This window comes from Roseococcus sp. SYP-B2431, assembly GCF_004336745.1.
GTDB lineage: Bacteria > Pseudomonadota > Alphaproteobacteria > Acetobacterales > Acetobacteraceae > Roseococcus.
Window position 1 is genome coordinate 1 of the sequence record NZ_SJXD01000010.1, and the last position, 10983, is coordinate 10983.

Sequence of the window (10983 nt, forward strand, 5' to 3'; positions counted from 1 at the left end):
GCGCGGAGCCGGGGCCGCCGACGCGGCGGGCGCAAGCGTCGCGCCCGGCGCCGGCAAGGGCACGGCTGCCGGCGCCGAAGCGGGCGCGGAAGGCGCGGCCTGGGCGCGCAGCGCCTCGGGCCGGGGCACCTCGGGCCCGGGGCCCAGACGCGCCTCGCCCGGACGCTCGTTGCGGCCCGCGCCGCGCTCGAAGATCAGCTCCTGCTGGTTGGGCACGACGGCGCCCCCGGGGCTGTCGGGCCGCACCCGGTACGGGCGCCCATCCGTCTCGATCAGGGGCACGCCGCGCGACCCCGTCATGGAAATTCCCCAGATGATGGCGCCCGCAAGCACCACGGAGCCGGCGAGGCCGCCCCCGATCATCCAGACCTTCGGCGGAATCCCCCATCCCGCCCGTGCCTTCTCCGGCGGACGGATCCGCCAGGAGGGCAGCATCGAATCGCTCATCGCATCTCCTCGACCGGCGTGACCCCCATCACCCCGAGTCCGGACCTGACAACAGCCGCCGTGGCGGCCACCAAGGCGAGCCGCGCCTGCGTGGCCGCGGGCGCATCCGCCTGGATGAAGCGCAAGGTGGTGTCGTCCTTGCCCTTGTTCCAGAGTAGATGAAAATCGCTGGCCAAGTCATTCAAAAAGAATGCGACGCGATGCGGCTCCCGGGCGGCGGCGGCGGCCTCCACCACCCGCGGCCAGCCAGCCATCCGCCGGATCAGGCCCAGTTCGGCCGGGTCGGTCAGGGCGTCGAGCGGCGCTTGCGCCAGGCTTTCCAGCGAGGGATCGCCCGCGCTGCGCAGCACCGAGCGGCAGCGGGCATGCGCGTATTGCACGTAGAAGACGGGATTGTCGCGCGACTGCTGGACCACGAGGTCCAGGTCGAACTCCATCTGCGCATCGGCCTTGCGGGTGAGCATGGTGAAGCGCACCGCGTCGCGGCCGACCTCGTCGATGAGGTCGCGCAGCGTGACGTAGCTGCCGGCACGCTTGCTCATGCGGACGGGCTGGCCGTCCTTCACCACATGGACGATCTGCGCCAGCACCACGTCCAGCGACACGCGGCGGTTGGAGAGCGCCGCCACGGCCGCCTGCATGCGCTTGACGTAGCCGCCGTGATCCGCGCCCCAGACATGGACCAGCGCATCGAAGCCGCGCTCGATCTTGTGCAGGTGATTGGCGATGTCGTTGGCGAAATAGGTGCCCGTGCCGTCCGACTTGCGCAGCGGGCGGTCCGTGTCGTCGCCGAAATCCTTGGAGCGGAAGAGCGTCTGCTCGCGCGGCTCCCAGTCGTCCAGCTGCTTGCCCTTGGGCGGCTCCAGCACGCCGCGATAGAGCAGGCCCTGCGTGTCGAGCAGCGTCTCGGCCTGCTCCAGCTTGCCCTCGGCGATCAGCGCGGCCTCGCTGACGAAGATGTCGTGCCGCACGCCGAGGGCGGCCAGGTCCTCGCGGATCTCGCCCATCATGGCGGTCACCGTGAAGCACCGCACGAGGGCCAGCTTCTCCGCATCGGGCGGGACGAGGCCTGCGCCGTGCTTCTCCGCCAGCGCCACGCCCACCGGGATCAGATACTCGCCGCCATATTGCAGCGCCGTGGAATAGGCGGCCTCGACGGCGGCCTTGCGCTCCTCCGCCGAGGCGCCCTCGGCCCAGAGCCCGTGCGCCGGGACCGGCAGCGCCTCCAGGTAGCGCCAATAGGCCGCCCAGGCGAGCGCCTGCACCTGCGCGCCGGCGTCGTTGATGTAGTATTCGCGCGTCACGTCGTGCCCGGCCTTGGCCAGCAGCCCGGCGAGCGCATCGCCCACCACGGCGCCGCGGCAATGGCCGACATGCATGGGGCCGGTCGGGTTGGCCGAGACATATTCGACGTTCACCCGGCCGGGCTTGGCGTCGCCCTGCCCGAAGCTCTCCCGCTCCGTCAGAATGATCGGCAGCTGGGCGCGCAGAAAGTCCTCGCGCAGACGCAGGTTCACGAAGCCGGGGCCGGCCGGCGCGGCCGCCTCCACCTCGGGCAAAGCGGCCAGGGCCTCGGCGAGCTGGGCGGCGAGCTTCGCCGGCGGCAGCTTCGCCGCCTTGCCGATCACCAGCGCGGCATTGGTGGACATGTCGCCATGGCTGGCCTCGCGCGGGGGCTCCATGGTGACGCGCGCATAGGCGTCCGCGGGGAGTTCCGGGAGGAGGGCCTGGAGGACCGCGATGGCGCGATCGCGCAGCTGGGCGAAGATGTCGTGACTCATGGGGGGCTTGTGGGGCGGGGGCGGCGTTTCGCCAAGGGTCTGCGAGAGGGCTTCGCCCCCTCGCGCCCCCCCCACCAGGGAACACGTTCCCTGGACCCTCATCAATTCAAAGACTTATCGAAGGTGCAGGAAACTGGTGAACATACATGTTCACCCTGCCGGGTTGCCCGAGGGGCTTGCAAAGGGCTTCAGAACGCCGAAGCCAGCCGCCTCATCCCCGCTTGCGCCTCCTCCACCATCCGCCGCACAACCTCGCCCGCCGGCAGGATCCCGTCGATCAGCCCCACGCTCTGCCCAGCCCAGACGAAGCTCTCCTCCATCCGCCCCTCATCGGTTCCCAGCGCGTTCACCGTCCCCGCGATCATCGGCACGAGCTCATCCGGGCCAGCCCCGGCCAGCTCCCGCGCCACGACCTGCTTCGCATAGGCGCTTTCCAGCGCCCGGCCCGGCATGCCCAGCGAGCGCTTGATGATCATGGTCCCGGAAGGCTGCGCGGCCACCAACGCCTCCTTGTAGTTCCCATGGGCATGGGCCTCGACGGTCGCGACGAAGCGCGTGCCCATCTCCACGCCCTCCGCCCCCAGGGCGAGCGCCGCCAGCAGCCCCACCCCGTCCGCGATGCCGCCCGAGGCCAGCACCGGGATGGACACCGCCCGCACCACACGCGGCACCATGACCAGCGTGGTCTCGTCGCCGCGGCCCAGATGGCCGCCGCCCTCGTAGCCCACCGTCGCGACCATGTCGGCGCCCGCCGCCTCGGCCTTCCTGGCGAGCTCCGGCCCCGCGATGAGCACCAGGATCTTCGCCGCGCCGTCGATGCGCCTGATCCAGGGCGCGGGATTGCCCGCCGTCAGCGCGATGACCGGGACCTTCTCCTCAAGCGTCACCTCCAGCATGGCGGTGATGTCCATCCGCCCGAGGGGGAAGTTCACGCCGAAGGGCCTGTCCGTGACCGCCCGCACCTTGCGGATCTCCGCCCGCAGCGCCTCTGCCCCGTCCAGCCCGGCGGTGGCGATCTGGCCCAGGCCCCCGGCCGCCGACACCGCCGCGCAAAGCTCCGCCTTGGCCACACGGGCAAGCCCGCCCTGCACGATCGGGTAACGGATGCCCAGCTGCTCCGTCACCTGCGTCCTGATACCGTCCATCATTATTCCACAACCGCTCCGCTGATCCGTACCGCCTCGCCGAGGCTGGCCACTTCGGCGGCGAGGAAAGCACGGAACGCCGCCGGCGGCATGCCCGAGGGCAGCGCGCCCATGCTCCGGATGCGCGCCGCATTCTCCTCCACGCGCAGCGCAGCGGCGATGATCGCCGCCACGCGCTCGAGAACCGGCGCGGGCGTCCCGGCCGGGGCCATCAGCGATTGCCAGGCGACGGGCGCGAAGCCCGGCCAGCCCATGACCTCGCCGAGCGGCGGCAGGTCCGGGAAGTCCGGATGGCGCTCGGCCGAGGAGACGGCGAGGCCGCGCAGCGACCCCGCGCGCAGATGCGCCGTTTGCGGCGGCAGGTTCTCGAAGACCGCATCGAGCCGCCCGGCGATCAGCTCCGTCACCGCCGGCGCCGAGCCGCGGAAGGGCACATGCACCGCCTCGATCCCCGCCCGCCGGCAGAACAGCGCCATGGCCAAATGCGGATGCGTGCCCACCCCGGCCGAGCCATAGGTGATCCCGCCCCGCCTGGACTTGGCCCAGGCCACGAATTCCGGCGCCGTCCGCACCGGGGCAGAGGGATGCACGGAGAGCACGTTGGGCACCATCGCCACGACCGTGACGGGCGCGAAGTCGCGCAGCAGGTCGAAGCTGAGGCCCCGGTAGAGCGACTGGTTGATCGCCGCGGCCGCCGCGGTCACGACGAAGGTCTGCCCATCGGGCGCCGAGCGCGCCACAGACTCCATGCCGACATTGCCGCCCGCGCCCGGGCGGTTCTCCACCACGACATTGACGCCGAGCGCGGCCTGGATCGCCTGGCCCGCGAAGCGCCCCATCAGGTCGGAAGCGCCGCCCGGCGTGAAGGGCGAGACGATGCGGATGGGGCCAGTTGGCCAGGCCCCTGTTGCAGGTGATTGCGCGATGGCCGGGGCCACGATCAGCGCGGGCGCGGCGAGGAAAGCGCGGCGCCTCACTTCTTCGCCGCCCGGATCATGTCCTTCGCGATCAGCAATCGCTGCACGTCCGAGGCGCCCTCGAAGATTCGGAACAGCCGCACATCACGGAAAAGCTGTTCCACCACCGTTCCGCGCATATAGCCCGCGCCGCCATGGATCTGCACCGCGCGATCCGCCACGCGCCCGACCATCTCCGAGGCGAAGAGCTTGCAGCAGGCGATGTCGGCGATGATCGGCCCCTGCGCCTCGCCCGCCGCGTCGAAGGCGCGCGCCGTCTCCAGAATCATGCTGCGCGCCGCCTGCACCTCGCAGCGCATGTCGGCCAGCATGCCCTGCACCATCTGGAACTCCGCGAGCGGCTGGCCGAACTGCTTGCGCTCCATCGCATAGGCCAGCGCCTCCTCCAGCAGCCGCTGCCCCTGCCCCACGCAGGTCACGGCCACGTGCAGCCGCGCATGGTTGATGCCGCGCATGGCCGTCTTGAAGCCGCCGCCCTCGCGCCCGCCGATGAGGTTAGCCGCGGGGATGCGCACGCCGTCGAAGAAGACCTCCGAGGTCGCGCTGCCGTCCTGCCCCATCTTGCGGTCGGCCGGCCCGCAGGACAGGCCCGCCGTCCCCGCCGGCACGATGAAGGCGGAAATCCCCGCGGCGTCCTTCGACGCCGGATCGGTCCGCGCCATAACGATATAGACCTGCGCCTGCCGGGCATTGGTGATGTAGCGCTTGCTGCCGTCGATCACATATTCGCCGCCATCGCGCCGCGCCGCCGTGCGCAGCCCGCCGGCATCGCTGCCCGCCTCGGGCTCGGTGAGGCAGAAGGCGGCCGTCACCTCGCCGCTCGCCATGCGCGGCAGCCATTCGCGCCGCTGCGCCTCCGTGCCGTTGTAGCGGATGGGCTGCGAGCCGAGACCGATCGTGGTCGAGAAGCGCGCGCGATAGACGCTGCTGGCGCGCGTCACCTCGAACATCACGCGCACCTGCTGCTCCATGCTGAGGCCGGCGCCGCCCATCTCCACCGGGATGGAGATGCCGAAGAGACCGGCCTCGCGCAGCAGCTGCGTCAGATCCTCGGGCAGGGTCTCCTGCCCTTCCAGCCGGGGCTCGGCGGGGATGAGCTTCTCGCGGACGAGGCGCTTCACGCTCTCCAGATAGGCGTCGAATTCCGTGGCGCTCGCGCGTTCCGTCATGGGCGGACCGTCGTTCATGGCTGTTCTCCCTTGGCCGCCAGCTTCCGCCGCCGCTCGCGCGCGAGTCAAACGCGACACTTCTCCATGACCACCCTCCCGCCGGTCCGGATAGGCTGTCGCCGGAGGGCGCGCCCCTCCATCCACGAGGAGGAGGCCGCCATGCCCTGGTTCGATGACCTCAAGCAGACCCTGCCCGCCTACTACCCTCCCGCCGGCCTGCCCGACGTGGTCGGCTATCTGCGCGGCAGCCTCGACCCCGGCGTGTGGCGCAGCATGGAGCGGTCGGGGCGGCAGCAGATGCTGATCCTCGGCAGCAAGCCGCCCAGCTCGGAGGACTGGGTCGCGGCCGGCGTGGCCGCGCGCGGCGCCGACCAGGTCGTGAAGCTCGTCGCCCTGACTGGCTTCATCGTGCTGTACGGCGGATTCATGCGCCGGCCCTGGGGCAAGATCTTCGTCGCGGACCCCGCGGGCCTGGCCCAGTTCCCGAAGGATCTCCTGACCTGGAAGCGGAACTACGTCCCGCCCAGGCCGTGACGCGCGGTGCGACGCGGCCGGCATTGGACGCCGGGGCCTGGGCCCGCAAGCCTCGGATGCAAGCCGCCGCGAACCGGTCTAGCCTGCAGCCGGATTCGAGTGGGGGACGCGAAGCAATTGGCCCAACCCGGTTTTCAACGGCGGCTGCCCGCCACGCTCGAAAGCGTGGCGCAGCTCATGGACGCGCTCGAGGCCTATGCCGAGGAGGCGGAGATCGACATGCGCGTGGCCGCCCGGCTGAACCTCGTCGCCGAGGAGGTCGCGGCCAATGTCGCGATGCATGCCGCCGGCGCGACCTGGTTCTCCCTCGCCGTCACGCCGGGGGCGCAGGCGCTCGACCTCGTGATCGAGGATGATGGGCCGGAATACGACCCGCTGGCGCGCGGCGAGGTGGACACCGAGGCGGCCATCGAGGACCGCGATGTCGGCGGCCTCGGCGTGCACCTCGTGCGGAAGCTGACCCGCGACGCGCGCTACGAGCGGGCCGGCGGCATCAACCGGCTGAGCTGCTCGCTGCCGCTGGCGGGCTGATCGGCCCGATCGAAGGGGCCGATTACAGAAGCGCCGGATCTGCGATAGGCTGCCGCATGGAGGCGCCCCGGAGCGGGGCGGGCCAGCCACGGAGAGCGAGCGTATGGAAATCACCGAGACCACCGAAGGCAGCAAGACCGTCGCCGTGCTGGACGGGCGGCTCGACACGGCGACGGCCGCGCAGACCGAGGCCGCGCTCCTGGGCCTGCTCGGCAAGGGCGGCGTCATCGCCGACCTCGCCAATGTCCGCTACGTCTCCTCGGCCGGGCTGCGCGTCCTGCTGAAGGCCGCCAAGCAGGCCAAGACCGCCGGCGCGAGCTTCTCGGTGGTCGGGCTGCAGCCGCCCGTGCGCGAGGTCTTCGAGATCAGCGGCTTCGACAAGATCATCCCCGCCTTCGCCACGCGGGCCGAAGCGGCCGCCGCCTGAGCGACGCGGCGCCCATCACCGCCCCTGCTCCCGCCGGGATCCCCTCCAGCGGGGCGGCGGCGATGGCCGCGCTGGAATCCCTGGCGGGCTTCGCGGCCTCGCCCGTGCTGGAAGCGCGGCTCCGGCGCGCCGCCGCGCTGGCCGAGGCCTGCCGAGACATCCGCCCCGACGTGGACGAGCCGCATTGGGCCGCGCTGCTCGACGCGGTGACGGTGCAGGAGACGCGGCTCTTCCGGCATCCGGCGCAATGCGCCGCGGCGGCGGCCTTGCTGCCGGCCGGCCTCGCCGCCGCCCGCGCCGGGGGAAGGCCCTTCCGGATGCTCTCGGCCGGCTGCGCGACGGGCGAGGAGGCCTTCACCCTCGCCGCCCTCGCCCAGCACGCGACGCGGGAGGCCCCCGGTGCGGCCGTCGAGGTGCTGGGGCTCGACCTTTGCCGTCCCGCGCTGGCCAGCGCCGCCTCCGGCGCCATCGCGCCCGGCATGGGCGAGCCGCTGGCCCTGGTGCCGCCGGCCCTGCGGAGCTGGTTCGAGGATGCCTCGGGCCAGATACGGCTCCATCCCAGGCTGCGGCGCATGCTGCGCTTCGAGCGGCGGAACCTGCTGGGCTGGGCGGATGAGGGGCTCGACGCGATCTTCTGCCGCAACGTGCTGATCTACCTGACCGAACCGGCCCGGATCGCCGTGACTGCCGCCCTATGCGCCGCCCTCCGCCCCGGCGGCCTCCTGGCGCTCGGCCCCACCGATCGCCCGCCGGCCGGGATGGTCGCGCGCGGTGAATCCCTCTGGACGGCGCCCGATGGCTGACGCGCCCTTGCGCGCCCCCACCTTGCGGGCGCTGCCCGGCGGAGGCTGGTTCGCCTTCGCCCATGGCGAGGCCGCGCCGGCCGAAGCCCCGCCGCGCGATGTTCCGCCGCTCCCGGCCCTCCCGGCGGCGGCGGCCTTCACCGATCCGCCGCCGCCCGCCCCGCCGCGCCGCGCCTCCGGCCTCGCGGCGCTGCACCTCTCGCTGGGCGGCATCGCGCTGGCGGTCCCCGCCGCGCTGGCCGAGCATATCCTGCCGATGCCGGCGCTCCGCCCCATGCCGGGCGCGCCCGCCGGCGTCGCGGGGCTGGCCGAGGCGGGCGGCGCGCCCGTCCTCGTCCTCCATACGGCCTTCGCCGCCGGCCTGGAGGATGCGGCCGGCGAGGAGCCCGCCCTGCTGCTCGTCCTCCACCAGGACGGCCGGCGCTTCGGCCTGCCGGCGGCGCGCATCGCGGCGGGGCCGGCCACCCCCGCCATGGCCGCCTTCGCCGGCTGGCTCGGCACGCCCGCGGCGCGCGACGCCCTCGCCCATGCGCCGCCCGCGACCGAGGCCGCGCCGCTCGTCCCCGTGCCGCAGCGCCATCTGGTGATCTGCCGCGTGGCCGGCATGGAGATCGCCCTGCCGGCCGAATCCGTGGTCGCCGTCCTGGCGCCGACCGAGCCGCTGCCCACGCCCCCTCGCCTTACCTCGGGTCCGGGTCTCGCCGGCCTGGCCGCGCATCGCGGCGCCGTGCTGCCGGTGCTGGATGGCGGGCTCGTCCTGGGCGGCGCCGCGGCCCTGGCCCCGGGGGGCGTAAAGGAACCGGCGCCGCTCATCCGCCTCGCGGTCCGGCCCGAGGTACTGGTCGCGGTCGAGCATGTGGCCGGCGTCCGGGCCCTCCCCGCCGCAGGGATCACGCCGCTTGTCCTGCGCGACGGCCTCGTCCAGGGCATCGCGCGGCTCGGCGGGGCGCCGCTGCCGGTGCTCTCGCCGCACCGGCTGGGAGCGCTCTGATGCCGCGCATCCCCGTGGTCGTGGTGGACGACAGCGCCTTCATGCGCATCGCGCTCCGCCGGATCATCGAGGCGGACGGCGACCTGCAGGTCGTCGCCGAGGCGGCGGACGGCGAATCCGCCATCGCCGCCGTGCGCCGGCATCACCCCCGCGTCGTGGCCATGGATGTGGAGATGCCCGTCCTCGGCGGCATCGAGGCGACGCGGCGGATCATGGCGCTGCCCGATCCCCCCGCCGTGGTCATGGTCAGCCAGCACACGCAGGACCACAGCCCGGCGGCGCTGGCCGCCCTCGAGGCCGGCGCTTCCGACTATGTCAGCAAGGAGACCGGCTTCGGCGGCGTGGACCTCGGCCATCTCGACCGCGCGCTGCGCGACCGGCTGCGGCACTGGGCCAGGGCGCAGGCGCAGCACGCGCCCGCCGCGGCCGAGGCGCCGGCACCCGCGGCCGATTATGCGCTGCCGCCCCTGGTGCTGATGGCCGCGTCGACCGGCGGGCCCGACGCGCTGGCCGCGCTGCTCGCCGCCAGCGGGCCGCTGCCCGTGCCGGTCGTCATCGCCCAGCACATGCCGCTGAGCCTCGCCGTCGAGCTGGCGGGCCAGCTGCAGCGGCGCGCCGGCTGGCCGGTCCGCGTCGCGGGGAACGGCGGGCTGCTCGTTCCGGGCGAGGCCGCCCTGCTGCCCACCGACGGCGTGCTGGTCCGCGTGCGCGAGACCTTCGCGCTGCGCTTCACGCCCACCGATGCGCCCGTGCATCCCTCGGCCGACCTGCTCTTCCGCTCCGCCGCGCTGCTCGGCCTGCCGGCCTGCGGCGTGGTGCTGACCGGCATGGGCGAGGACGGCGCGGCCGGCGCCGCGGCCCTGGCCCGCGCCGGCGGCCGGATCCTGGTGCAGAGCGGCGCCTCCTCGGTGGTGAGCGGCATGCCGCAGGCCGCCCGCTCGCGCGTCCCGGCGGCCGAGGCGCTGGCCCCGGATGCGATCGGGCTGCGGCTTCGCCGGCTCTGGGAAACCGGGTGATGGACGAGGAGCTGCTGGCCGCCTTCCGCGAGGAGTTCTCGGCCCTTTGCGCCGACCTGGCGCTGGCTGCCGATCTGCCGGCGGCGCAGCGCGCGCTGAACCAGCTTCGCGGCATGGCCGACGGGATGGAGATGGCGCCGCTGCAGACGCGGCTGCGCGAGTTGGAGGAGGCCGGTCTCGACACGCTGCGCGACGCGGCCGAGGGGCTGGCCGCCCTCGCCTCCGGCGAGGCGCAGCCCGGCCCGGAGCCGTCCCCCGCCGGCCTCCCCATCCGCACCCTCATCGTGGACGACAGCGCCATGATGCGCCGCATGCTGCGCGGCATCCTCGCCGGCGACCCGCGCTTCGCCGTGGTGGGCGAGGCCGCCGACGGCGCCGCGGGCCTCGCGGCCCAGGCCGAGCTGCGGCCCGACCTCACCTTGCTCGATCTGGAGATGCCCGTGCTCGACGGCATGGGCTTCCTCGCGGAATGGGCGATCGCCGGCCATGGCGCGGTGGTGGTCGTCTCCTCCGCCGCCCATCCGGGCAGCGCCGCCGCGCTGGAGGCGCTGCGCCGGGGTGCCTTCGCGGCCGTGGCCAAGCCCTCCGGCGCCCTCTCGCCCGACATCGCCGAGCGCGCGGGCGCGGAAATCCTCGCCACGGCGCGCCGGGCCGTGGGAGGCTAGCCCATGATGAGTTCGCATTCGCTCACCGCATCATGGTCCAGCATTTTGCTGGGGCGCGGGATTCAGATCTCCGGCGCCTTCGCGCCTCCGATCATCCCGCTTTAGCCATGGAGGCCGACGACCCGCTCTGGGAGGAATTCGCCGCCGAGACGGCCGAGCATCTCGACACGCTGGAGCAGGGCCTCGCCGGCGACGCCCCCATCGACGTGCTGTTCCGCGCCATGCACAGCCTCAAGGGCATGTCGGCCGCGATCGGCGCCACCGGCCTCGGCGGACTCGCCCACAAGGCCGAGGACGTGCTGGGCCTGGCCCGCGCCGGCCGCCTGGCCCTCGACAAGCCGGCGCGCGACGCCCTGCTGGAGGCGGTGGACGCCCTGCGCGGCCAGCGCTCGGCGCTGCTCGACCAGCGGCAGGACCGGCAGCCCCCGGCCGCGCTCCTGGCCCGGCTGGGCGCGCTGGCGGACGGCCGCCCCGCGCCCGGCGCCGAGCCGCCGCCC

Annotated in this window: 12 protein-coding genes and 1 pseudogene; 8 read left to right on the forward strand and 5 right to left on the reverse strand. The window is 73.7% G+C overall.

Translation table 11 applies throughout. The annotated features are described in order from the left end of the window. The 5 genes and pseudogenes from EJV46_RS01390 to EJV46_RS01410 all read right to left on the reverse strand — a co-directional run. Nucleotides 1-447 (reverse strand): annotated as a pseudogene (locus EJV46_RS01390) (hypothetical protein); the annotation flags it as partial. Further along, a complete protein-coding gene (gene argS / locus EJV46_RS01395; RefSeq protein WP_131546802.1) occupies nucleotides 444-2228 on the reverse strand; it encodes an arginine--tRNA ligase in 1785 nt (594 codons plus the stop codon). The pseudogene EJV46_RS01390 and the gene argS, both read right to left, overlap by 4 nt. A 188-nt stretch (nucleotides 2229-2416) precedes the next feature. Further along, nucleotides 2417-3373 carry a nitronate monooxygenase family protein gene (locus tag EJV46_RS01400; RefSeq protein ID WP_206020674.1) on the reverse strand — a complete coding sequence of 319 codons (957 nt, stop codon included), beginning with the start codon at nucleotides 3371-3373 and terminating at the stop codon, nucleotides 2417-2419. Nucleotides 3374-3375: 2 nt separating this feature from the next. Beyond that, nucleotides 3376-4350 (reverse strand): tripartite tricarboxylate transporter substrate binding protein, encoded by a 975-nt coding sequence (locus EJV46_RS01405; protein ID WP_131546803.1) that lies wholly within the window; start codon nucleotides 4348-4350, stop codon nucleotides 3376-3378. Continuing rightward, the gene (locus EJV46_RS01410) at nucleotides 4347-5537 is read right to left on the reverse strand and encodes an acyl-CoA dehydrogenase family protein (protein ID WP_240782356.1); all 1191 of its coding nucleotides are present in this window, start codon (nucleotides 5535-5537) and stop codon (nucleotides 4347-4349) included. Before EJV46_RS01410 ends, EJV46_RS01405 begins: the two co-directional genes overlap by 4 nt. A 141-nt stretch (nucleotides 5538-5678) precedes the next feature. Between EJV46_RS01410 and EJV46_RS01415 the strand changes: the two genes are divergently transcribed. The 8 genes from EJV46_RS01415 to EJV46_RS01450 form a co-directional block, all read left to right on the forward strand. Beyond that, complete coding sequence (locus EJV46_RS01415; RefSeq protein WP_131546804.1) at nucleotides 5679-6053, forward strand: hypothetical protein; 375 nt, start codon at nucleotides 5679-5681, stop codon at nucleotides 6051-6053. 117 nt (nucleotides 6054-6170) lie between these two features. Beyond that, the gene (locus tag EJV46_RS01420; RefSeq protein ID WP_131546805.1) at nucleotides 6171-6584 is read left to right on the forward strand and encodes an ATP-binding protein; all 414 of its coding nucleotides are present in this window, start codon (nucleotides 6171-6173) and stop codon (nucleotides 6582-6584) included. Between the two features lie 103 nt (nucleotides 6585-6687). After that, nucleotides 6688-7011, forward strand: coding sequence for an STAS domain-containing protein (locus tag EJV46_RS01425; protein WP_131546806.1), 324 nt, complete (start codon nucleotides 6688-6690; stop codon nucleotides 7009-7011). A 62-nt stretch (nucleotides 7012-7073) separates the two neighbouring features. Further along, nucleotides 7074-7814 (forward strand): CheR family methyltransferase, encoded by a 741-nt coding sequence (locus EJV46_RS01430; protein WP_131546807.1) that lies wholly within the window; start codon nucleotides 7074-7076, stop codon nucleotides 7812-7814. Continuing rightward, nucleotides 7807-8805: a chemotaxis protein CheW gene (locus EJV46_RS01435; RefSeq protein ID WP_131546808.1), complete on the forward strand. Its 999-nt coding sequence runs from the start codon at nucleotides 7807-7809 to the stop codon at nucleotides 8803-8805. The genes EJV46_RS01430 and EJV46_RS01435 overlap by 8 nt, the downstream gene beginning before the upstream one ends. After that, entirely contained in the window at nucleotides 8805-9821 is a 1017-nt protein-coding gene (locus tag EJV46_RS01440; protein WP_131546809.1) for a chemotaxis protein CheB, read from the forward strand. The genes EJV46_RS01435 and EJV46_RS01440 overlap by 1 nt, the downstream gene beginning before the upstream one ends. Beyond that, entirely contained in the window at nucleotides 9821-10486 is a 666-nt protein-coding gene (locus tag EJV46_RS01445; RefSeq protein ID WP_131546810.1) for a response regulator, read from the forward strand. Before EJV46_RS01440 ends, EJV46_RS01445 begins: the two co-directional genes overlap by 1 nt. A gap of 107 nt (nucleotides 10487-10593) precedes the next feature. Next, the coding region (locus tag EJV46_RS01450) for an Hpt domain-containing protein (protein ID WP_206020675.1) at nucleotides 10594-10983 on the forward strand (390 nt) is incomplete at its 3' end.

Bases quoted from the DNA above. Each gene is read 5' to 3' on its own strand.
- argS (WP_131546802.1), bottom strand. From the start codon at position 2,228: ATGAGTCACGACATCTTCGCCCAGCTGCGCGATCGCGCCATCGCGGTC.
- EJV46_RS01400 (WP_206020674.1), bottom strand. From the start codon at position 3,373: ATGGACGGTATCAGGACGCAGGTGACGGAGCAGCTGGGCATCCGTTAC.
- EJV46_RS01410 (WP_240782356.1), bottom strand. From the start codon at position 5,537: ATGAACGACGGTCCGCCCATGACGGAACGCGCGAGCGCCACGGAATTC.
- EJV46_RS01415 (WP_131546804.1), top strand. From the start codon at position 5,679: ATGCCCTGGTTCGATGACCTCAAGCAGACCCTGCCCGCCTACTACCCT.
- EJV46_RS01425 (WP_131546806.1), top strand. From the start codon at position 6,688: ATGGAAATCACCGAGACCACCGAAGGCAGCAAGACCGTCGCCGTGCTG.
- EJV46_RS01430 (WP_131546807.1), top strand. From the start codon at position 7,074: ATGGCCGCGCTGGAATCCCTGGCGGGCTTCGCGGCCTCGCCCGTGCTG.
- EJV46_RS01435 (WP_131546808.1), top strand. From the start codon at position 7,807: ATGGCTGACGCGCCCTTGCGCGCCCCCACCTTGCGGGCGCTGCCCGGC.
- EJV46_RS01440 (WP_131546809.1), top strand. From the start codon at position 8,805: ATGCCGCGCATCCCCGTGGTCGTGGTGGACGACAGCGCCTTCATGCGC.
- EJV46_RS01445 (WP_131546810.1), top strand. From the start codon at position 9,821: ATGGACGAGGAGCTGCTGGCCGCCTTCCGCGAGGAGTTCTCGGCCCTT.